Below are 22,788 nucleotides of genomic sequence, written 5' to 3' on the forward strand. Positions count from 1 at the left end.
CGCAGCGTTTACCGCGCTTCCAGCAGCGCCACGCGAATGCCGAGATAGATGAACACACCGCCGAGCGCGCGGTTGATCCACACCAGCGCCTTGCCGGACTGGCGCACTCGCCGCGCAGCCCGGGCGGCAAACACAGCGACGCCGAGACACCACGCCATGCCGGTGCCGATGAACATCATGCCGAGCGTCATGAAGGCCAAGGCCTTGTGAGGTGCTTCCGCATCGACGAATTGCGGCAGGAAGGCGAGAAAGAACAGTGCGACTTTCGGATTCAGCGCATTGGTGAGCGCGCCCTGCCAGAACACATGCGAGAGCCGGATCGCAGGCTTCTCCCTATTCTCCTGCAGCAGATCGGCCGGCGCCTTCCAGCGCAGCATCTGGATGCCGCTATAGAGCAGATAGGCCGCGCCCACCCACTTCACGACCGTGAAGGCCGTGGATGATGCCGCGAGCAGCGCCGACAGGCCGATTGCCGCTGCGAGGACATGGACCAGGCAACCGGCACAGATGCCCAGCACCGCCGTCACCCCGCCGCGCCATCCGATCTGCACGCTGCGCCCGATGATGTAGGCCGTATCCGGGCCGGGCGTGATATTGAGCAGCAGGCCGGAAAGAACGAACAGCCAGATATCGTGAATGCCGAGCATGAATAAGCTTTCCTATGAAACCCAACTTGTCGTCGCCCGGCCGCGCGCAATTGCGCGCTAGGACCGGGCGATCCAGTAAACACAGCTGTCGCTGTCTACTGGATCACCCGCTTTCGCGGGTGATGACAGCGAGCGCATTACTTAAACAACGGCGTCCCCGGCACGAAGGCATCGAACGCCGCCCAGAATTGCTGACGGTAGCGGTCCTGCTCCTGCAGTATCTCGTGCTGCGCGCCGGCGATGACGAGATGCGAGCCGGCCCGCAGATGATAGGCGAATTCCTCGATCGCCGGCGTCGATACCACCTGGTCGTGGCTCGCCGCCAGCATCAGGATCGGCTGGCGGATATCGACGGGATAGCGCGTCGCGCGAAAGCCGTGCATGGCGCGGATCGCCGTATCGGCCCAGGCGATGGTGGGCGAGCCGATGCCGAGGGTCGGATCTTCCTGCAGGATCGCGGCATTGCGCGCATAGCGCACGGGATCGCTGGTGAGCTTGTTGTTGGGAAAGGACGACGTGCCGACCAGATCGCCATTGCCGCCGGGCACGTAATTGCCGCCCTGCCCGGTCCAGCGCATGAATCGTAGCAACAGCCGCGCCGGCAGCGAGGTGGAGCGGCCGGGCAAATCGATCATCGGCGCTGACAGCACCATGCGATCGAACCAGCGCTTGCCCGCATGTGCGACGCGCAGCATCACCGCGCCGCCCATGGAATGCGCCAGCGCGTAGTAAGGCGGCGGACAATCCGGCATCACCACCTGCTGCAGGAAGGCTTCGACATCGATCTCGAAATCCGAGAAATTCCGCACATAGCCCTTACGCCCATCGCGCAGCCGCCGCGCCGAATGGCCCTGCCCGCGCCAGTCGATCATCGCCACGGCAAAGCCGCGGTCGCGCAGGTCGCGCACCGTCTCGAAGTATTTTTCGATATATTCGCCGCGGCCGGTGAAAACGCAGACCGTGCCTTTATGCCCGGCCGGCGGCGCCCAGCGCGCGAAGCGCAGCTCGACCCCATCGGGAGTTTTGATCGTGCCGGACGTGGCGCCTTCGGGGACCGGATTGGCGGGGATCGAGACGAGCGTCATGCGGGACCGGCTAGGTGAAAAAGACTGGTTTTCAAGAGCCCGGAAGGCGCCGGCGAGATTCTTTCGCCGCCCTTGCAGGCCGCAACACCCCTCCCATATCACCTTCATGCAGGCCTCTCTAGGCTGCATGTGACGAAAGCCCGGCCCGATTGGCGGGCGGGTTCATTCATCAGTCGCTCAATGGAGGACTACCCTATGCGTACCTATGATCTCACCCCGTTTTATCGTTCCACCGTCGGCTTCGATCGCCTGTTCAACCTGCTGGACCAGACCACGGCTGAAACCGCGTCGGGCTATCCGCCCTACAATATCGAACGCCTCGGCGAGAACGACTACCGCATCAGCGTCGCCGTCTCCGGCTTTGCGCAGAACGAGCTCACCATCGTCGCAAAGGAAAACACGCTGACGATCAAGGGCGAGAAGGCTGCCAACGAGAACGGTAACAAGGCTGAAGTCCTCTATCGCGGCATCGCCGCCCGCGCCTTCGAGCGTGCCTTCCAGCTCGCCGACTTCGTGCAGGTGAAAAACGCCTCGCTCGAAAACGGCCTGCTCCATGTGGACCTCGTGCGCGAGATCCCCGAAGCCGCGAAACCGCGCAGCATCCCGATTTCCACCAGCGCCGTTGGTTCGCCGCAGGTGGTCGACGGCTCGGCCGAGAAAGTCGCCGCGTAATGGCGATTGCGTAAAGTGTAGTAAGTGTAACTGTGTGCGCAGAGCGCCCCGGAGCAATCCGGGGCGTTTCTGTTTTTACCGGCGCCCTCGCATTCCTGTGAACATCCGTGATCGCGTCCCGCGTAACATCCCGACGCGCCGCATCGAACTTCCGACATTGCAGACACGCCGTCTCAACCCCATCAGGAATTCATGCGATGACCCCCATTCGGATACTGACTGCGCTCGCCATGAGCGCCTTGACCGCAATTTTCACTGCCCCCGCAGCCGAAGCACAAACGGCTCCCGTCAAAGCCAAGAATGTTGTGCTGATCCACGGCGCCTGGGCTGATGGATCGAGCTGGGGCGAGGTCATTCCGCTGCTGCAGAAGGCTGGATTGCATGCCACTGCGGTTCAGAACCCGCTGTCGTCCCTTGCGGATTCCAATGCCGCGGCGAAGCGTGCGCTGGCCTTGCAGGACGGGCCCACGGTGCTGGTCGGGCATTCCTGGGGTGGCACTGTCGTCAGCGATGTCGGGATCGATCCCAAGGTCTCGGCGCTCGTCTATGTCGCGGCCCGCGCGCCCGATGCGGACGAGGATTTTGTCGCACTGTCCGGCAAGTTTCCCACCGGCCCCGTGCGCGCCGGCATCCAGACCCACGATGGTTACACGCTGCTGTCTGAACAGGCTTTCCTGAAAGACTTCGCCAATGGCGTCGAGCCGACCAAGGCAAAAGTGCTGTTCGCCGAACAGGGCGACACAGCCGCGAGCATCTTTGCCGGCCGCACCAGTGCAGCGGCCTGGCATAACAAGCCGTCTTTCTACGCAGTCGCCAAGCAGGACCGCACCATCAATCCCGATCTCGAACGTTTTCTCGCCAAGCGCATGAACGCCACCACCGTCGAGATCGATGGCGGTCATCTCATCATGGTCTCGCATGCCCGCCAGGTCGCCAACCTGATTCTGCAGGCGGCCGGCGTGACGGTGCCTGGCAGCAAGACGGCGATGAAGAAGTAAGGAACTTCGCGTAGCTCGCAGCGACGCTCGGATATTCCCTCCCCCAAGCGGCGCAGCCGCGCCGTGGGGAGGGTGGCCGGCCCACTTGGCCGGACGGGTGGGGTGCTTCCACAAACTCCGACGTCACGTGGGGATAGACCCCACCCGGCGCTACGCGCCACCCTCCCCATTCGCTTCGCTCCGGGGAGGGAGGCCATTGGCTTCGGCGCTCTTACTCCAGCCCCTTCACCACCGCCGGCTTCTCTTCCGTCGCCGCAGGCGTTTCGGGCTTTGCTTCCACCACGGGCGAAGTAGCGATCGGAGGCGTCTCTTTCGTCTCGGCGGCGGGAGCCACCGGTGCAGCTTCCGGCGCTGCGGCCTCGGCCGGCTTCGGCTCCGTCACCGCCGACTGCTGAACCGGCGCAGGTGCCGGCGTTGCCGCTGGCTCCGCAGGCTTCTCAGCAATCGGCTTGTCGATCACCGGCGGCTTTTCCACCACGACCGGCTTGGCCGGTGTCGCGACGGCCTTCACCGGCGGAGCCTTGGGCAGCGGGACGGTTGCCGTCTGGCTCGCCACTTTCTGCTTCGGTGCCGGCGCAGCGGCCGGTGCGTTGGCAGTTTTCGGATCGAAAGGCGGACGGCGATATTGCGGTAGTTCCGGCAGGGCCGCCTGGGGGCCGTAGCGCGACACCACTTCCTCATTCATGCGGTCGCCCATCTGATAGGCCGGCATGAAGCGGAGAATGCGGCCGGTCCGGGCGTCGATCACCATTCGCCCGTCCTCGCCCCGGCGATCGACGGCGGCCACGGTATAAACGAGCCCGCGCTGCTGCGGCGCGCCCAGCGGCGAGAAGCCGGCTTCGCGGATGACCGCGTAGATCTCATGCGGCGGTAGGACCGATGGCGCGTAGCCATCACCGTAACGCGGACCAGGTACGTAAATCCGCGGCGGCATCGCCGCATAAGGTCCGGGTTCCTCGAAATCCGAGACCCGCACGTCGCCCCGCATCGGCGGCAGGACCTGAGCCTGCGCGGCGCTGGCCAGCGCAAGGCCGGTCGCAGCCAGACATCCCACAATGAATTTCATCGCATGCTCCTTCGACGCCCCCGCGCCCGGAGAAAATCGAGCTTTTTGAACCCAAACTGGCGTCCGTCGCCGCCCGGCGGAGCTCCCCTGCCTCAGGCGTTAACGGACGAACGCAACCTCGTAGGGGATTTCGGCAGCCAAAGGGCGGCATCGCGGCGCCTTCGTGTGAGATTTCCGCCGCCCGGACCTGCGAGCTAGGGCAATTTGCCATGCGCTGTTGCATTGCGGCGGCGGACTTCCCTGCGCTTGTGTGCTAGATAAAAGTTTGGCAAGGTGATGGTTAGGACAGCATCACTGTCGCAATTTTTTGTGGCAGAACCCGCATAGGGGCTGCGACATAAGCGAGCGCTGCCGTTAAAGAGGCGCTTGTTAAGGCAGGATATGGGGCGGCCACCGGGGACGGCGGGTTGCCACCAGTCTTAATTCTGAAAACCAGGCTCGCTAAAGGCGCGAGCGGCAGCCCGACACGGGTTCCGCTGATGTCAAAGGTGCGCCGACAAGGGTGGCAGAGCCCCGACTGGGGCTGAGAGGACGAAGATGAGCGGATCAGAGCACGAGCGCCAATTGATCGAAACCGGCACGCATTCGGCGGCCCCGGCTATCAAATCGGCTCACGTGAAAGATACCGCAATCAAACCTGAGCTGCACACTTACCGTCCGCCGGCGCTGGGCCTGTATGACCCGTCGAAGGAAAAGGACGCCTGCGGCGTCGGTTTCATCGCCAACATCAAGGGCGCGAAGTCGCACAAGATCGTCTCGGACGCGATCAACATTCTCTGCAATCTCGAGCATCGCGGCGCCACCGGCGCGGATCCGCGCTTCGGCGACGGCGCGGGCATTCTCGTGCAGATCCCGCACAAGTTCTTCGCCCGCAAGGCGACGGAACTCGGCTTCGAGCTGCCTGAGCCCGACCAATATGCCGTCGGCGCGCTGTTCATGCCGCGCGACGTGCCGTGGCGCAAGGTGCTGCAGGGCATCATCGGCGACCAGATCAAGGCCGAGGGCCTGAAGCTGCTCGGCTGGCGCGAAGTGCCGACCGACAATTCGTCGCTCGGCGAGAGCGTGAAGCCGACCGAACCGACCGTCATGCAGGTCTTCATCGGCATCGGCAAAGCCAAGATCAAGGACGCCGACGACTTCGAGCGCCGCCTCTATATCCTGCGCAAGTCGATCTCGCAGGCGATCTATTCGCGCCGCGAGCGCGGATTGTCGGGCTATTACTGCTGCTCGCTGTCGTGCCGCACCACGATCTACAAGGGCATGTTCCTGGCCGACCAGCTCGGCAGCTATTATGCCGACCTGCATGAAGCGGATTTCGAGTCCGCGCTGGCCCTGGTGCATCAGCGCTTCTCGACCAACACCTTCCCGACCTGGTCGCTGGCGCATCCGTTCCGCATGGTCGCGCATAACGGCGAAATCAACACGCTGCGCGGCAACACCAACTGGATGGCCGCACGCCAGGCCTCGGTGGAATCAGAGCTGTTCGGCAAGGATATCAGCCGCCTCTGGCCGATCTCCTATGAAGGCCAGTCGGACACTGCCTGCTTCGACAACGCGCTCGAATTCCTTGTGCAGGGCGGTTACTCGCTCGCGCATGCGGTGATGATGATGATTCCGGAAGCGTGGGCCGGCAATCCGCTGATGGATGAGCAGCGCCGCGCCTTCTACGAATATCATGCGGCACTGATGGAGCCGTGGGACGGCCCGGCTGCGCTGGCCTTCACCGACGGTCGCCAGATCGGCGCGACGCTGGACCGTAACGGCCTGCGTCCGGCCCGCTATCTCGTCACCAAGGACGATCGCATCGTCATGGCGTCGGAAATGGGCGTGCTCGACATTCCGGAAGAGGATATCATCACCAAGTGGCGCCTGCAGCCCGGCAAGATGCTGCTGGTCGATCTCGAGGAAGGTCGCCTGATCCCGGACGAAGAGATCAAGGCCGAACTCGCTGCCAGCCATCCCTATGCGCAGTGGCTGCAGAACACCCAGATGCGCCTGGAAACACTGCCCGACGCGCCGTCGACGGGCCAGCGCTCGAACCTGCCGCTGCTCGCGCGCCAGCAGGCTTTCGGCTACACCCAGGAAGACATCACCATCCTGATGACGCCGATGGCGTCGCAGGGCGAGGAAGCCGCCGGCTCCATGGGCACCGACACGCCGATCTCGGCGCTGTCAAACAAGCCGAAGCCGCTCTACACCTATTTCAAGCAGAACTTCGCGCAGGTCACCAACCCGCCGATCGATCCGATCCGTGAGGAGCTCGTGATGAGCCTCGTCTCGATCATCGGTCCGCGGCCGAACCTGCTCGACCATGAAGGCGTCGCCACCACCAAGCGTCTCGAAGTCCGTCAGCCCATCCTGACCGACCAGGATCTCGAAAAGATCCGCTCGATCTCGGATGTCGCCGACTCCCACTTCGTCTCGCGCACGCTGGACACCACGTTCCACGCGGGTCTCGGTGCGTCGGGCATGGAGCAGGTGCTGGACGAACTCTGCGCGCGTGCCGAAGGCGCGGTGCGCGAGGGCGTCAACATCATCATCCTGTCGGACCGCATGGCCGGCTCGGATCGTATTCCGATCCCGGCGCTGCTGGCTTGCGCCGCCGTGCATCACCACCTGATCCGCACCGGCCTGCGTACGTCGGTGGGCCTGGTCGTCGAATCCGGCGAGCCGCGCGAAGTGCATCACTTCGCCTGTCTCGCAGGCTATGGCGCCGAAGCGATCAATCCGTATCTGGCCTTCGAGTCCATCATCGCGATGAAGGACAAGCTGCCGGCCAAGCTCGACGACTATGAGATCGTCAAGCGCTACATCAAGTCGATCGGCAAGGGCCTGCTGAAGGTGATGTCCAAGATGGGCATCTCCACCTACCAGTCCTATTGCGGCGCGCAGATTTTCGACGCCGTCGGCCTGCGGACGGAGTTCATCCAGAAGTACTTCACCGGCACCCACGGCCAGATCGAAGGCGTCGGCCTGCCGGAGATCGCGGAAGAGACCGTGCGCCGCCACAACGAGGCGTTCGGCGAGATCCAGATCTTCAAGAACGCGCTCGATATCGGCGGTGAATATGCCTATCGCAGCCGTGGCGAAGACCATGCCTGGAACGCAGAAACCGTGTCGCTGCTGCAGCACGCCGCCCGCGGCAATTCGCAGGAGCGCTACCGCGCTTTCGCGAAGATGCTTAACGACCAGGCCGAGCGTCTGCTGACCCTGCGCGGCCTGTTCCGGATCAAGACCGCCGAGGACGAGAAGCGCAAGCCGGTCGCCCTCGAGGAAGTCGAATCGGCGGCCGAGATCGTCAAGCGTTTCGCCACCGGCGCCATGTCCTATGGCTCGATCTCGCGCGAGGCACATACGACGCTCGCCATCGCCATGAACCGGATCGGCGGCAAGTCGAACACCGGTGAAGGCGGCGAAGAGTCCGATCGCTTCAAGCCGATGCCGAATGGCGACAGCATGCGTTCGGCGATCAAGCAGATCGCGTCGGGCCGCTTCGGCGTGACGACGGAATATCTCGTCAATTCGGACATGATGCAGATCAAGATGGCGCAGGGCGCGAAGCCCGGCGAAGGCGGTCAGCTGCCCGGCCACAAGGTCGATGCAACGATCGCAGCCGTGCGCCACTCGACCCCCGGCGTCGGCCTGATCTCGCCGCCGCCGCATCACGACATCTATTCGATCGAAGACATCGCGCAGCTCATCTACGACCTCAAGAACGTCAATCCGACGGGCGCGGTCTCGGTGAAGCTGGTGTCGGAAATCGGTGTCGGCACGGTGGCCGCGGGCGTCGCCAAGGCGCGCGCCGACCATGTGACCATCGCCGGCTTCGAAGGCGGCACCGGCGCGTCGCCGCTGACCTCGATCAAGCATGCGGGTTCGCCGTGGGAAATCGGCCTCGCCGAAACCCACCAGACGCTGGTGCGTGAACGCCTGCGTTCGCGCATCGTCGTCCAGGTCGATGGTGGCTTCCGCACCGGCCGCGACGTCGTCATCGGTGCGCTGCTCGGCGCCGACGAATTCGGCTTCGCCACCGCGCCGCTGATCGCGGCGGGCTGCATCATGATGCGCAAGTGCCATCTCAACACCTGCCCGGTTGGCGTCGCCACCCAGGATCCGGTGCTGCGCAAGCGCTTCACCGGCCAGCCGGAGCATGTGATCAACTATTTCTTCTTCGTCGCCGAGGAAGTCCGCGAGATCATGGCCCAGCTCGGCTATCGCACCTTCGACGAAATGGTCGGCCAGGTGCAGATGCTCGACCAGTCAGCGCTCGTGTCGCACTGGAAGGCCAAGGGCCTCGATTTCTCGAAACTGTTCGTGCGCCAGCCCGAACTGCCCGGCCAGAAGATCTATCACTCGGAAGAGCAGAACCATCACCTGGAGAAGGTGCTGGATCGCGAACTCATCGCCAATGCGCAGTCGGCACTCGACCGTGGCGCACCGGTGAAGTTCGATGCCAAGATCAACTCCACCAACCGTTCGGCCGGCGCCATGCTGGCCGGCGCGGTGGCCAAGATCTACGGTCATGCCGGCCTGCCCGAGGACACGATCAAGGTGTCGCTGAAGGGCACTGCCGGTCAGGCCTTCGGCGCCTGGCTGTGCAACGGCATCACCTTCGATCTCGAAGGCGAAGGCAACGACTATGTCGGCAAGGGCCTGTCTGGCGGAAAAATTATTGTGCGTCCGCCGGCTCACTCGGGCATCGTTCCGGAAGAGTCGATCATCGTCGGCAACACCGTGATGTATGGCGCGATCGAGGGCGAGTGCTACTTCCGCGGCGTCGCCGGCGAACGTTTTGCCGTGCGTAACTCGGGTGCCGTCGCCGTCGTCGAAGGCGCTGGCGATCACTGCTGCGAATACATGACCGGCGGCATCGTCGTGGTGCTCGGCAAGACCGGCCGCAACTTCGCAGCCGGCATGTCGGGCGGCATCGCTTACGTCCTCGACGAGGCCGGCGATTTCGAGAAGCTGTGCAACATGGCGATGGTGGAGCTCGAACCCGTCCTCTCCGAGGAACTGGTCGCGCAGAACACCTATCACCACACCGGCGATCTCGAAGCCCATGGCAAGGTGGACGTGTTCGCCAACCTGCTGGAATCGGACATCGAGCGTCTGCACATCCTGATCTCGCGCCACGCCAAGTATGCTGGCTCGAAGAAGGCGCAGATGATCCTCGCCGACTGGAAGACCTGGCTGCCGAAATTCCGCAAGGTCATGCCGGTCGAATATCGCCGCGCGCTCAAAGAGCTGAAAGCGAAAGCCGCCGACTCCGAACCGCAGATCGCGATCGGGGCGTAAGGCAAAGTAATACTCGCCGTCATGGCGAGCGAAGCGAAGCAATCCAGAGCCAAGTGAAGAAAGACTGGATTGCTTCGTCGCTCCGCTCCTCGCAATGACGAATGGCTAGAGACGGGTTAGAGGCAGTAAGTCACGATGGGCAAGATCACCGGTTTTCTCGAAATCGAACGTCACGATCGCAAGTATGCACCGGTCGCGGATCGATTGAAGAACTACAAAGAATTCGTCATTCCGCTCGGCGACAAGGACACGCAGAGCCAGGCCGCGCGCTGCATGAATTGCGGCATTCCCTATTGCCACGGCACCGGCTCGGTGCAGCCCGGCACGCCCGGCTGCCCGGTCAACAACCAGATCCCGGACTGGAACGACCTCGTCTATCAGGGCAACTGGGAAGAAGCCTCGCGCAACCTGCATTCCACCAACAACTTCCCGGAATTCACCGGCCGCATCTGCCCGGCGCCGTGCGAAGCGTCCTGCACGCTGAACATCGACGACAATCCGGTGACCATCAAGACGATCGAATGCGCCATCGTCGACAAGGCCTGGGACAATGGCTGGCTGAAGCCGCAGATCGCTGCCGAGAAGACCGGTCGCAAGGTCGCCGTGATCGGCGCCGGTCCGGCCGGCATGGCCTGCGCGCAGCAGCTCGCCCGTGCCGGTCACGAAGTCCATGTCTATGAGAAGTTCGCCAAGGCCGGCGGCCTGATGCGTTACGGCATTCCCGACTTCAAGATGGAAAAGACCGTGATCGACCGCCGCGTCGAGCAGATGGTCGGCGAAGGCATCGTGTTCCACTACAACACACCGGTGGGCGGCACCGCGCCGAACGCTGTCGATCCCGTTGAACTCGCCAAGACCTATGACGCCATCGCGCTGACCGGCGGCGCCGAGCATGGCCGCGATCTGCCGATCCCCGGCCGCGAACTCGACGGCATCCATTTCGCGATGGATTTCCTGCCGCAGCAGAACCGTCGCGTCGGCAACGAGCCGCTTGGCGACGTCAAAGAGATTTTGGCCGGCGGCAAGCATGTGGTCGTCATCGGCGGTGGCGACACCGGTTCGGACTGCATCGGCACGTCGCTGCGCCAGGGCGCGCTGTCGGTGACCCAGCTCGAAATCATGCCGGCCCCGCCGGAGAAGGAAAACAAGGGTCTCACATGGCCGAACTGGCCGCTGAAGATGCGGACCTCGTCGAGCCAGGCCGAAGGCGCCGAGCGTGAATTCGCCGTGCTGACCCAGAGCTTCGAAGGCAAGGACGGCAAGGTCACGCAGCTCAATTGCGTGCGCGTGGACGACAAGTTCAAGCCGATCCCCGGCTCCGAATTCGCGCTCAAGGCCGACCTCGTCCTGCTCGCCATGGGCTTCGTGCATCCCGTCCATGAAGGCATGCTGAAGACGCTCGGTGTCGAACTCGACCAGCGCGGCAATGTCCAGGCTGGCCTCAACGACTTCGCGACCTCGCTGCCGAAAGTGTACTCCGCCGGCGACATGCGCCGCGGTCAGTCGCTGGTGGTGTGGGCAATCCGCGAAGGCCGTCTCTGCGCGCGTTCGATCGACACGGCCCTGATGGGCACGACGACGCTGCCGAGGTAAGCACGAAGCGACGACGGTGAAAATCGAAGAGCCTCGATGCACCCGCATCGAGGCTCTTTTCTTTTCCCTCCCCGGAGCGAAGCGACTGGGGAGGGTGGCCGGCCCTCTTGGGCCGGACGGGTGGGGTCTCTCCCCACGCAACGTCAGAGCTCGTGGAGGCACCCCACCCGTCTCAAAGCTCGCTGAACGCTCGCTTTGATCCACTATGGCGGAGAATTCGTCCGCCAGACCCCACGGCGCGGCTGCGCCACTTGGGGAGGGAGAATTGGAGTACCATCGCGAGCGACGTGAGATCATCAACGCTCTTGCTTTCGTGGCCGCAAACTGCGGCAGCTAAGCCGCCGCTTGAAACCGTACCTCGCCGTTGTTCAGAAAACAGGTCTTGCTGAACAAGGTCAGGTCGAGAGCATTCGGCAGCCGAATGTCTGTGAGATCGGGACAGGATTTCATCGCGGGATCGTAGGATCGATCGATCTGTGAAATGAAAACGAAGATCAGCCCCTTGGCCCGTGCAAAGCCTTGCAGCATGCGCACTTGCACCATCAGTTCCGGCGTCTCGCGCTTCTGGTCGAGTATCTGCAGATAGTCGACCACCGCCAGTGTCCCCGAAGGGGCATCTGCCAACCGTGCAATCATATGCTCGGCGCTGATAGTATCGGAGCGATCGATCTCGAAGAGCCTATTGAAATCTGCCGGATCGAAGCCGATCGTACTGAAGCGATCCAGTACGTCCTTCTCAGTATATTCGAGCGTGAAAAACATCGCGCGATGTCCGGCCTTCATGGCCTGCACCGCAAGCGCGAGGCTCATCAGTGTCTTGCCGTGGCCAGGCCGCGCGCCGACGAGAACGAGATCGCCCGGAGCAAGCCGAGTGAATAATTTTTCTGCAGGCGTCGTTGCCTCGTGTTTTGCGGCGAGCAGGCTCCAGCTTGGAAAACCTTCGATGGCTGCGATCGCGTCGAGCGCCTGATGCAGGGGAATCTTTTCACGGCGGGATAGAACACGCGCGTTACGCTTGAGACGATAAACGGGCGCAGAGAGCTTCATTGCGACAACCTCCTGATGCGAGCCATGATCGCAACCCCTCCTTATGCGCGCTCGAACAGTCGGTTCGGATGTCAGATACCCCGCATGAATGATGCTTCCCCATGGGAGGGAGGAGGCGCGGGTCACGCCAGAATCAGATCGTAGCGCAAATTGCGTTCGATATCATCCGCGTCTGATCGTGACGGACGGTCGATCCGCCGTGCACCATGACGCAGTGGCACATACGCGCATGGGGGTAGTCAACGCAGCGTGACACCGGTAACCGGAGCGTCCCGCCCGTCATGCTCCTCACGATACGCCGGACACTCATGAAGACCCTTTCGATTTCGCTCGCGCTCGTCGCGATGGTGACGCCTGCGCTGGCTGCGCCCGATGCCCGCTTTTTGCGCGCGCTCGACAAGCTCGATCCGAAGACCCGGCTGGAACAGATCTGCGATCTCGAGGCGATGAAAAAGATGAACCAGGGCGGCACCCGCGCCGACCGCGCGAAATCCGACGTGATCTCGCCGCCCAAGCATCTCGGCAACACGCTGGTCGCCAAGGGCGGCGCCTATCGCGCAGGCGGCAAATGGTACCAGCTGTCGCTCACCTGCAAGGCGACGCCCGACCACAAGACCGTGCTGGACTTCAGCTACAAGACCGGCGCCGAGATTCCGCAGGCCAAGTGGGCAGCCTACGGGCTCTGGAAATAACCCGGCGGAGCATGATCCCGAAAAGTGGCCACCGGCTTTCGGCAGGGATGATGCCCCCACCAAAAGAGCCCTGCCGCTAACCCTGCCGCAAATATATCCGGGATTTTCTTGACCTTCCGGCCCCACGGCGCTTGATGGCGGACAATGAGGCCGCCCGCTTGCGGCCCGAATCCGGTATTATGCCGGTGGAACCGGGGCCTTGGCCCCCTCATCGGTCGAGGCCATATCGCGGTCATGTCTGACAAGCCGAAAATGCCGAAAGCGAGATGGCGGCCCGACCTGTGGCGGCGCGAGCGGATGACGCTTGCCGTGACCGCAGTGGCGCTCGCCACGCTCATCGGCATCGTCGTGCCGGCCTCCGCGCAATTCTTCGGTTTCGGCGGCCCGCCGCAACCCCAGCGCCAGCAGCCGCGCGGTGGCGGCGGATTCGGCGGCGGCTGGTTCGGCGGCGATTTCTTCCAGCCGTTCCAGCAGGCGCCGCAACAGCAAGCCCCGCGCCGGCAGGACTTTTCGCGCGCGCCGGCACCCGAGAAGCGCGATGCGGCGCCCGCTGAGCGCAATGTGCTCGTGCTCGGCGACAGCATGGCCGACTGGCTCGGCTACGGCCTTGAAGACGCTTATTCCGAACAGCCCGACATGGGCGTGATCCGCAAGCACAAGACGGTGTCCGGCCTGCTGCGCTATCAGCCCAAGGGCGAACCGTCCGACTGGGCCGCAGCGGCAAAGGGCATTCTTCCCGGCGAGAAAGCCGATGCCATCGTCATCATGCTCGGCCTCAACGACCGCATTTCGATCCGCGAACCGGACAAGAAGAATGCGAAGAAGGAAGGCGCTGCCGAGGTCAAGCCCGGCGACAAGCCGGCCGACAATGCCGACGCCGACGATGCCGATATCAACGATCCCGGCTCCATCGTGAATGAGCGCGGCGCACAGGGCGGCGGCATGGTGGCCTTCCGTGACGATCGCTGGGGCGAGCTCTACAGCAAGAAGATCGAGGAGATGATCAACGTCGCCAAGAGCAAGGGCGTGCCGGTGCTGTGGGTTGGTCTGCCCGCGGTCCGTGGCCCCAAGGCGATGGCCGACATGGTCTATCTCAACAACCTGTATCGCGACGCCGCTGCCAAGGCCGGTATCACCTATGTCGATATCTGGGACGGTTTTGTCGATGAATCCGGCCGCTTCCTGCAACAGGGCCCGGATTTCGAAGGCCAGATCCGCCGCCTGCGCACGCCGGACGGCGTCTATTTCACCAAGCCCGGCGCCCGCAAGATGGCGCATTACGCCGAACGCGAGATCACCCGCCTGCTCTCAGGCCGCGCCGCGCCGGTGACACTGCCGACCGAGCCGGCGCAGCCCGACGTGAATGTCGTGCCGGGCGCACCGCCGCCGCGTCCTCTGGCCGGACCGATCGTGCCGCTGGTGGCCGCCTCGATCGGCGGCGACACGCTGCTCGGTGGTCCCGGCGCTCGCCCGCTGAATGTGGATCCGCTGGTCGGCAAGACCTTGGTGAAGGGTGAACCGCTGTCGGCCCCCGCCGGCCGTGCCGACGACTTCGCCTGGCCGCGCCGCGAGATCGGCCGCGAACAGGCCAAGGGCGACGTGCCGATGGCTGCAGCGCCTTCTACCCCTGCATCATCGGGCGGCGCCGGCCCGACCGCGAATGCATCGCCTGACGGCATCACACCGGTAATGGCGCCGCCGAAACAACAGCCGAAGAAGAAATCGCCGGTCGTCACCGAGACGCCGTCATTCTTCGGGAATTTGTTCGGGACCGATGAGCCGCGTCGGCCGCCGGTGCAACAGGCGCCGCAGCGCCCCCGCCAACCCGGTCCGCGCCCGCCGGGCAATGTCGGGCCGGCTGCCGCCGCGCCCTCCCCCGGCTTTTTCACGCGCTAAAGCATATCCCGCACGCAAAAAAATCCCCCGTCGCAGCGCGATCGGGGATTTCTTTTGAGTTCAAGGCCTCAGTAGTTGAAGCGGTTAGGGCGGCGGCGCGGCGGACGCGACATCAGCATCGCCAGCGCAAAGCCAATACCGCCGGCGATCAGCAGTGAGCCAAGCGGATTGTCGCGCACCTTGTCGGTGAGTGCCTGGGTGCCGTCGCGATAGGTGTCGCTGTCGAGCGCATCCTTGGCATAGTTCGCGGCGGCTTCCGATGCATCGCGCACGCCGTCTTTCACCTGGCCATACAGATTCTGCACGGTGCCTTCGGCTTCGCGCATACGGCCCGACGCTTCGGTGCGTTCGTCGCCGGTTGCCTTGCCAACAACGCCTTCGATCTTGCCAGCGGCATCCTTGGCGGCGCCTGCAATCCGGTCCTTGTCCATCTCAATCACTCCGTGAGGGAAACTCTCGCCGGTGTAATGCTCGAACTGCTTGCTGGTTCCCTCACGATTGCGAGGCTCTTGATAAAGCGCAATCCACGCGCGTTTGACCTCATGGCCGTTCGATGCAAGCCTTTGTGCAAGCCTCATCAGGAAGGCGAAACATCGGAGGATTCCCTTGTCAGACTACAAGCCCCTCAGCCGCTCGGTGCGCGGCCTCACCGTTCTTGTCACAGGTGCAGCCAGCGGCATGGGCCGCGCAACTGCACGCGTGTTCGGCGAAGAAGGCGCCAATGTCGCCGTCACCGATCTGTCACCCGAAGGCACGGCACAGGTGGCGGATGCGATCACCGCAAGCGGCGGCAAGGCGCGCGCCTGGACGCTGGATGTCGCCGATCCCGAGCGCATCAAGACGGTGGTAAATGATGTCGCCGCGCATTTTGGCGGGCTCGACATTATCGTGAACAATGCCGGTATTTCGGTTTCCACCGAGATCGACAAGGATGGCTATGACGCCGCATGGGACCGCGCCATCGCCGTGATGCTGACCTCGCATCAGCGCACCATCCGCGCGGCACTGCCCTATCTGCGCAAGTCCAGGTGCCCGCGGATCGTCAACATCGCCTCCACCGAAGCGCTCGGCGCGACGGCGCTACACAGCCCCTATTCCGCGGCGAAAGCCGGCGTCACAGGCCTGACGCGCTCGCTTGCCGTCGAACTCGGCCACGAAGGGATCACGGTGAACTGCATCTGCCCCGGCCCGATCACGACCGGCATCACCCAACGTATCAGCGACGAGCACAAGGTCATCTTCGCCAAGCGCCGCACCGCGCTCCGTCGCTATGGTGACCCGAAGAGGTCGCGCATATGACGGTGAGCCTGTGCTTGCCGGCGGCGTCCTACATCACCGGTGCAGTCATTCCGGTGGATGGCGGGCTGATGGCGAGGAATGCGTGACGCGCCTCAGCGCCCTCGTGCCTCAGCGGCCGCGCAGGCGGTCCAGCATTTCCGACGTCGCAAAGCCATCGGCCGGTGCGCCGATGGAGGCCTGGAAACTGCGCAAGGCCTCACGCGTCATGCTGCCGAATTGTCCGTCCGGCGTGCCCTTGTAGAAGCCGCGCTGCACCAGCAATTGCTGAAATTCCAGCCGCTCGGCGCGCGACAGCACGCGTTCATGGCGCGGCCATTGGTTGACAAAAGGCGGGCCGCCGCTCAGGCGGTCCGCAAAGTGGCCGATGGCCAGCGCGTAGGCTTCCGCCGGATTGTATTTCATGATGACGCGATAATTCTGCATCATCAGGAAGTTCGGTCCTTGAGATCCCGCGGGCGCGAGCAGATAGGCTTTCTCCGGACCGGGCGGCAGCGGTTGCCCATCCGCGCGCTTGATGCCCATCTGTGCCCATTGCGTCATGGTCTGCGACTTCGCCCGGTCGGCCTGCATATAATCGAAGCCTTTCGGCACGGTGATTTCTTCACCCCAGGGCTGTCCGCTCTGCCAGCCATCCTTCTTCAGATTGTTGGCCGTCGAGAAGATCAGGTCGGTGGGGTTGTCGACGACATCGCGGCGTCCGTCGCCATCGCCGTCCACGGCAAAGCGCTTGAAGGCCGTCGGCATGAATTGCGTCGGACCGAATGCGCCTGCCCAGGAGCCTTTCATCTGCTCGCGGCGCAGGTCGCCGCGATGCAGAATTTCGACGGCCGTGAGGAATTCGTCCTTGAAGTAAGCCTGACGGCGGCCGATGCAGGCCAGCGTCGCGGTGGAACGGACGACATCGCGGTCACCGATCATCGTCGAATAGTTGGACTCGATGCCCCAGATCGACGCGATGATGTAGCGATTGACGTGATACTTCTTCCCCGCCGCATCGAAGATGGTCTTGTATTTCTCCAGGACCTCGCGGCCTTTGGCGGCCCGGTTCTCGTTCACGAGGATGTCGAGATAGTCCCAGATCGACTTGGTGAATTCCGGCTGCGAATCCATCAGGTCCATGATGCGCAGATCCGGCGTCAGGCCTGCCGTGATGTCGCGATAATTCTGCTCGGACACACCACGTCGTGCGGCATCAGGCCACAGGCCGGCAACGCAGTTATCGAAGTTCGCGGCAGCCTCGCGAATAGCTGCAGCCGTCATCAGCGGATGGCCGGAGGCGCCATCTTCGCCTGTCCATGGCAGCGGCGCACTGGCTCCCGTCGCAGGCGCTGGCGCGCTTGGTGCCTGGGCCTGGCGCTGGCCGGGATTGAAGATGTTGTCGAGGAAATTAAGCGGATTTCCCGATTGCGCCTGCGCCACAGCAGGCGACGCGGCGAATACAGACCCGGCGATCAACAAAGCCAATCGCGCGCGGCGCATCACCTGCGTGCGGCCGCTCATTCGGGTGGTCGTCATCCAGAAATCCCCATCGTAACGGTGTGATGACAGAAGGTCGGCGAAGGGTTTCGATCCCCTTAATACTAGTCTGATTCCGGCGGTGACGTCAGAGCCCGCGATCGACTGGAATACCGACAATCACCTTGCGCGTGACATACATCCGCCTTTGTTACCGCTTGCAAAGGGAACCTTGGCGCGCAATCCTCGTTGTGTTGCCTGCACACCATTCCTTTCCAGCTCACTGCAAAGCTCCCGATGAAAATTCGCAAAGCCGTTTTCCCAGTCGCTGGTCTTGGCACCCGCGTCCTTCCCGCGACCAAGGCGATGCCGAAGGAGATGCTGACCATCGTCGATCGCCCGCTGATCCAGTATGTGGTCGACGAAGCCCGCGAAGCCGGCATCGAGCATTTCATTTTCGTCACCGGCCGCAACAAGGGCGTCATCGAAGATCACTTCGACCGCATGTTCGAGCTCGATGAGACGCTGAAGGGCCGCAACAAGACCGCCGAGATGGAGCAGCTCGCGCGCTTCCAGCCCGGCGCCGGCGAAACCAGCTTCACCCGTCAACAGGCGCCGCTCGGCCTCGGCCACGCAGTCTGGTGCGCCCGCGAAATCGTCGGCAACGAACCTTTCGCCGTCGTCCTGCCGGACGAGCTGGTGCTCAACGCGCCCGGCGCGCTGAAGCAGATGGTCGATATCGCCCAGAGCCTGGACGCAAAGTCGAATCTCGTGGCGGTCGAGGAAGTGCCGGTCGAGCTCACGCACCAATATGGTATCTGCAGTGTCGGCGACCGCCATCCGACCCATGCCAATGCATTCACGGTCAACGGCATGGTGGAGAAGCCGCCGAAGGGCACGGCGCCGTCCAACCTGTCGATCACCGGCCGCTATATCCTGCAGCCGGAGATCTTCAAGATTCTCGAGACGCAGGAACGCGGTGCCGGCGGCGAAATCCAGCTCACCGACGCCATGATCGGCCTCGCCAAGCAGCAGCCGTTTTTCGGCGTGAAATTCGAAGGCGAGCGCCACGATTGCGGCTCGAAAGCAGGCTTCCTGCGCGCCAATATCGCCTACGGCCTGCAGCGTCCTGATCTGAGCGAAGGTCTGCGCGCCGACATGCTGCGTTACCTCGGCAAGTAATGACGAGCAGGCTGCTCAGGCAGCCAGCTCTTAGGCAGCCATGTTGTCAGCAACCATGGGCCGGCGCACATTTTCCGCGGCGGCGCATCGGTTACGGCCGGCATCCTTGGCGGCGTAAAGCGCCTTGTCCGCGGCCTCGACCAAGCCGGTCCATTCCATCGTCACCAGCGGTCGTACGCTGGCGACGCCGATGCTGACGGAAAGCTTGGCGGGATCGGCCGGGATCCGCTCCACGCGCTGGCGGATATTTTCGGCGATGTCCATCGCATCGCGCAGCGACGAGCCCGGCAACAGCACTGCGAATTCCTCGCCGCCGTAACGGGCGGCACAATCGCCGGCGCGCTTGGCCGATGCCGCGATGCAGCCGGCAATGGCGATCAGCGCCTGGTCGCCGGACTGATGGCCATAGGTGTCGTTGAATATTTTGAAATGGTCGGCGTCGATCAGCAGCAACGCGATGGGCCGCGCGCCGCGAATGGCGCGGCGCCATTCGATCTCCATGGCGGCATCGAATTTGCGACGATTGCGCAGGCCCGTCAGCGCATCGGTGGTGGCGAGCTCTTCCAGCTTGCCTTCCGCATTGGCGCGGCGACCGATCTCGCGGGCCAGGAATATGGTGCCGACGATGATGAACATGATCAGGGCCGCCATAATGCCGCCGATGCGCCAGACCTGTTTCTGCCACAGGCTGTTGATGCCATCCCACGGGCGACCGACGATGACGATCAATGGCCTGCCGCTGTCGCGCCAGACGAACAGCCGCTGGACGTTGTCGACGGCGCCGACACCGGAATAACTACCGTTGGCACGCGTCAGGACCCGCATCACGCCAGGCGTCTTGCTGAGGTCCCTGCCGATCACATCGAGATCGAACGGCGTGCGCATGATCACCACACCGTCGCGACGAACCACGGTGATCGTCTCGTGCGGGCTCAGCCGCAGACGGCTGAACAGATCATGGAAATACGAAAAGCGGATGGAGCCGACCACCACGCCGGCAAAGTTGCCATCGACATCCGTGATGCGACGGCTCAACACGATGGAATAGGCTCCGCGATGCAGCATTGGCTTGCTGATGAACAGCCCGCGCTCGCCATCGTTCTTGTGGACCTTGAAGAAGTTTTCGTCTGCGCTGTTCTGCTCGGCCGGATCGAGCGATGCGGCGTCGATGGTCAGATCGCCGGCGGCGTTGAAAACCTGAAAGCCGCCGAACTGGGCCGATGAGGCTGCCTTGTCGAACAGGATCAGCTGGCGCAACTCCCGGCTGAGCTGCCCGATTTCCGGCGTGTTGACGCCGGCCACGACGGCACGCAGCGACAGGTCATACTGTTCGATGGTGCGGCCGATGTCCGAATCGATGGAGGTCGCGAGGTTTTCGCTGCCCTGCTTGGCCAGTTCGTGCTCGGCACGGCGCATATCGAGCATCACGGTGCCGCAGATGGCGGAAAAGCCCAGGATCGTCACCAAAGACGACAGAATCAACAGCTTGGCCGACAATGGCCAGCGTCCGATCCGCGCCTTAGGCTTCTGAAATTTCATAGAACAGTGCTCCGTGCGATATGGATCACACGCGAATGCTTGCCGAGCGCTTAAGTACCTCTCGGCGGTTCCATATGGCGTTAATGAAGGCTTGCGGCGAACCGGCAAATCCGCGGCAAGGGTTTCTTAATACCTGCCCAGATGGAGTGGCGCGGCGCGGGGCGGACGCGTAAGACGATCCGGAGAAAATTGACGAGGATTGTCCGTGCCTGACTACGATCTCCTGCGTGTCTATCTGGCTGCCCAGACCAAGGACGAGATCGTCCTAACCATGGACGCCATCGAGGACATTATCGACGATGCGCTCCCCCGCGCCTCGCATCGGGCATCGTGGTGGGAAACCGACCGCGCGCCGGACGAGCACATGCCCCAGCGCGAGGCCTGCATCGCCGCCGGATTCGTGGCGACGCGCCTGCCCGACGGATCTGGGGTCAAGTTCAACCGAAAGACGGCAAAGTTTTTGCGGAAGTGGAAGTAACCGCCGGCTGAACTAGCGTTGCAGGCGGACACCGAGCATCACGACCGTGGCGGCAGTGCTCGCATTGTCGATGTTGGAATTGAGGATGTCGCGGCGCACCTGCGCCTTCACCCATAGTTCGCGGTTCACCTTGTAGATCAGGTTGCCTTCGATCGAATAGATCTTATCCGAGCGGAAGTTCTCCTGATAATCCTGCGTGCCGTAAGTGAACTTGCCGACCGCGGTGAGCCAGCGGCGGAAGTCGTGATCGACCTGCACCGTATAGAGTCGCGTCAGCACGCCGGGAACGCCGGGCACGGTGGTTTCGTCGATGGACGTCGTCGTGATGAAGCGCGCCGTGGTGAGCGGCGTCGCCGTCCAGATCAATGAGGCCGAGGTCAAAAGCCCCTTCAGCACTTCGAGGCGCGGATCTTCATATTTGCGCGCGAGATAGCCGACCGAAGCCTCGCCCGTCAGCAGGCGCGTGAATTCGAAGGTCGTGCCGGCCTTGATATAGCCGCCGCTGGAATCGCGCAGATAGCCGAAGCGATCGGCCCGGTCATCGTGGACGCGCACATCGCCCTGGACCTCCGCAAACGGCTTTAGGCCGGGCAGCACTTCGTAACTGAGACGGCCGACGCCGCCATATTGATTGAAGTTACGATCCTTGTTGGTCGTGCTGTCGCCATCGACCAGTTTCGAGTCCTGATAGACGGTGCGATCCACCAGGGCATCCGCCTTCACCTGAAAGCGATTGAAATCCTGCTCGATACCGAGGCTGCCGCCCGTCGTCGTGAACAGCGGGAATTCCTTCATGCCGACGATGTTGTTCGGGCTGCCGGGATTGTCGGAGCCGACGCGCATGCGCGCTTCGGTATTGATGCGGGTGTCGCGCGTCGCATCGATGCGGCCGGCAATCTTGCCGTCGAACTGGGCGCGGTCGACATTCTCGGGCGATGGCGAGAACTGCGAGATCGCCGACGGAAACGTCTTTTCATAGCCGGTGAACGAGCCGCGCAGGTCGACGATGACTGAATGGCGCGACCAGTTGGACGCAGCCAGCAACTCCGGTGCGATCTGGTAGAAAGACGAGCCCTTCGGCTGCAACAGGCGCGCCGGGTTGTCGCTATAGCCGCCCATGATATCGACGGCGCCCTTTACAAGGAAGCTGCCGACCCGGATGCCCGTGGGGGCATAGGCATCCGGCTCGATCGGCAGGCGTTTGCGCGCGGGCTGGCCGATAACGGTGCCGGCGATCGCGGGTGCAACCGGCGGCTTGGCGGCGCGCGCCGACGGTGGCACCGGTCGCGTCTCCGGAACGAGCGGCGGCGGCGGACTGCCCGGCCCGACCGGACGCTTCGGCTTCTGCTGGCCCGGATAATATTTGACCTGCTTGCGCTTGCGGTTGAGCGCGTCATAGCCGCTGTCGGCGGCGCCGGAAGCGGCCGGGACCGGCGGCGTGATGATCGACTGCTGCGTGCGCTCAGGCGACAGCAGGCTGGTCTGCAGCGTGCTGCGCGGCTGCAGGACGGTATTGCCTGGCCGGCGCGACGGCAGATTCTCCGGCTGCACGAAGCCGCCGGGAACCGGCGCGAGCAGATCGGAGGTCAGCGCCTGCGCGAAAACAGGGGATGGCACGGCGAGCACGAGGCACAGACATGCTGAAACCGCGCCGGTTGCCCATGCGCGGTTCCGTGTCCGGTCTGCCCGACCCATCCTCACGATCGCAAAAACTCCAACGCCATCAAAAACTTGGATGAGCTGATCGATTTCCGCGGCGGGCAGCCGGGCGACAACTCATGGTTAAGAGAGTTAAAACGGCTATGGTTAATGCGCGGTTGAGATGCCGCAGGCGCGTTTCGCTT

At 63.4% G+C, this 22,788-nt stretch carries 16 protein-coding genes and 1 pseudogene; 9 read left to right on the forward strand and 8 right to left on the reverse strand.

What is annotated here, in order from left to right; genetic code table 11:
- Nucleotides 1-8 precede the first annotated feature (8 nt).
- Together RPMA_RS25030 and RPMA_RS25035 are read right to left on the reverse strand one after the other, a co-directional pair.
- Entirely contained in the window at nt 9-647 is a 639-nt protein-coding gene (locus RPMA_RS25030) for a LysE family translocator (protein ID WP_211910344.1), read from the reverse strand.
- A gap of 137 nt (nt 648-784) precedes the next feature.
- Nucleotides 785-1,732 carry an alpha/beta fold hydrolase gene (locus RPMA_RS25035; protein WP_211910345.1) on the reverse strand — a complete coding sequence of 316 codons (948 nt, stop codon included), beginning with the start codon at nt 1,730-1,732 and terminating at the stop codon, nt 785-787.
- A gap of 195 nt (nt 1,733-1,927) precedes the next feature.
- Here RPMA_RS25035 and RPMA_RS25040 point away from each other — a divergent pair, with 195 nt between their 5' ends.
- Both RPMA_RS25040 and RPMA_RS25045 read left to right on the forward strand, forming a co-directional pair.
- Nucleotides 1,928-2,404: an Hsp20 family protein gene (locus RPMA_RS25040; protein ID WP_211910346.1), complete on the forward strand. Its 477-nt coding sequence runs from the start codon at nt 1,928-1,930 to the stop codon at nt 2,402-2,404.
- 230 nt (nt 2,405-2,634) lie between these two features.
- Nucleotides 2,635-3,402, forward strand: coding sequence for an alpha/beta fold hydrolase (locus RPMA_RS25045; RefSeq protein WP_408056567.1), 768 nt, complete (start codon nt 2,635-2,637; stop codon nt 3,400-3,402).
- A gap of 211 nt (nt 3,403-3,613) precedes the next feature.
- Here RPMA_RS25045 and RPMA_RS25050 read toward each other — a convergent pair whose 3' ends face one another.
- Nucleotides 3,614-4,468: a hypothetical protein gene (locus tag RPMA_RS25050; RefSeq protein ID WP_211910348.1), complete on the reverse strand. Its 855-nt coding sequence runs from the start codon at nt 4,466-4,468 to the stop codon at nt 3,614-3,616.
- A 537-nt stretch (nt 4,469-5,005) separates the two neighbouring features.
- On the opposite strand from RPMA_RS25050, the gene gltB reads away from it, so the two are divergent.
- A complete protein-coding gene (gene gltB / locus RPMA_RS25055) occupies nt 5,006-9,763 on the forward strand; it encodes a glutamate synthase large subunit (RefSeq protein ID WP_211910349.1) in 4,758 nt (1,585 codons plus the stop codon).
- 135 nt (nt 9,764-9,898) lie between these two features.
- Nucleotides 9,899-11,356: a glutamate synthase subunit beta gene (locus tag RPMA_RS25060; RefSeq protein ID WP_211910350.1), complete on the forward strand. Its 1,458-nt coding sequence runs from the start codon at nt 9,899-9,901 to the stop codon at nt 11,354-11,356.
- Nucleotides 11,357-11,689: 333 nt separating this feature from the next.
- On the opposite strand, the gene RPMA_RS25065 is transcribed toward RPMA_RS25060, so the two are convergent.
- A complete protein-coding gene (locus tag RPMA_RS25065; RefSeq protein WP_211910351.1) occupies nt 11,690-12,403 on the reverse strand; it encodes a DNA helicase in 714 nt (237 codons plus the stop codon).
- 308 nt (nt 12,404-12,711) lie between these two features.
- Here RPMA_RS25065 and RPMA_RS25070 point away from each other — a divergent pair, with 308 nt between their 5' ends.
- Together RPMA_RS25070 and RPMA_RS25075 are read left to right on the forward strand one after the other, a co-directional pair.
- Nucleotides 12,712-13,095, forward strand: coding sequence for a DUF930 domain-containing protein (locus RPMA_RS25070; RefSeq protein WP_211910352.1), 384 nt, complete (start codon nt 12,712-12,714; stop codon nt 13,093-13,095).
- Nucleotides 13,096-13,347: 252 nt separating this feature from the next.
- Complete coding sequence (locus RPMA_RS25075; protein WP_408056568.1) at nt 13,348-14,991, forward strand: SGNH/GDSL hydrolase family protein; 1,644 nt, start codon at nt 13,348-13,350, stop codon at nt 14,989-14,991.
- Between the two features lie 68 nt (nt 14,992-15,059).
- On the opposite strand, the gene RPMA_RS25080 is transcribed toward RPMA_RS25075, so the two are convergent.
- Nucleotides 15,060-15,422, reverse strand: a complete 363-nt coding sequence (locus tag RPMA_RS25080; protein ID WP_211910354.1) for a CsbD family protein — start codon at nt 15,420-15,422, stop codon at nt 15,060-15,062.
- A gap of 175 nt (nt 15,423-15,597) precedes the next feature.
- On the opposite strand from RPMA_RS25080, the pseudogene RPMA_RS25085 reads away from it, so the two are divergent.
- Nucleotides 15,598-16,376: pseudogene (locus RPMA_RS25085) on the forward strand (SDR family NAD(P)-dependent oxidoreductase).
- Between the two features lie 22 nt (nt 16,377-16,398).
- On the opposite strand, the gene RPMA_RS25090 reads toward RPMA_RS25085, so the two are convergent.
- A complete protein-coding gene (locus tag RPMA_RS25090; protein WP_408056569.1) occupies nt 16,399-17,769 on the reverse strand; it encodes a lytic murein transglycosylase in 1,371 nt (456 codons plus the stop codon).
- A gap of 273 nt (nt 17,770-18,042) precedes the next feature.
- Here RPMA_RS25090 and galU point away from each other — a divergent pair, with 273 nt between their 5' ends.
- Nucleotides 18,043-18,927 carry a UTP--glucose-1-phosphate uridylyltransferase GalU gene (gene galU / locus RPMA_RS25095; protein WP_211910355.1) on the forward strand — a complete coding sequence of 295 codons (885 nt, stop codon included), beginning with the start codon at nt 18,043-18,045 and terminating at the stop codon, nt 18,925-18,927.
- Between the two features lie 30 nt (nt 18,928-18,957).
- Here the strand turns inward: galU and RPMA_RS25100 are convergent, their stop codons facing one another.
- The gene (locus tag RPMA_RS25100; protein ID WP_211910356.1) at nt 18,958-20,466 is read right to left on the reverse strand and encodes a sensor domain-containing diguanylate cyclase; all 1,509 of its coding nucleotides are present in this window, start codon (nt 20,464-20,466) and stop codon (nt 18,958-18,960) included.
- A 205-nt stretch (nt 20,467-20,671) separates the two neighbouring features.
- Here RPMA_RS25100 and RPMA_RS25105 point away from each other — a divergent pair, with 205 nt between their 5' ends.
- Nucleotides 20,672-20,944: a hypothetical protein gene (locus RPMA_RS25105; RefSeq protein ID WP_211910357.1), complete on the forward strand. Its 273-nt coding sequence runs from the start codon at nt 20,672-20,674 to the stop codon at nt 20,942-20,944.
- A 12-nt stretch (nt 20,945-20,956) separates the two neighbouring features.
- Here the strand turns inward: RPMA_RS25105 and RPMA_RS25110 are convergent, their stop codons facing one another.
- The gene (locus tag RPMA_RS25110; protein ID WP_211910358.1) at nt 20,957-22,639 is read right to left on the reverse strand and encodes an outer membrane beta-barrel protein; all 1,683 of its coding nucleotides are present in this window, start codon (nt 22,637-22,639) and stop codon (nt 20,957-20,959) included.
- Nucleotides 22,640-22,788 lie beyond the last annotated feature (149 nt).

The organism is Tardiphaga alba, from assembly GCF_018279705.1.
Lineage (GTDB): Bacteria > Pseudomonadota > Alphaproteobacteria > Rhizobiales > Xanthobacteraceae > Tardiphaga > Tardiphaga alba.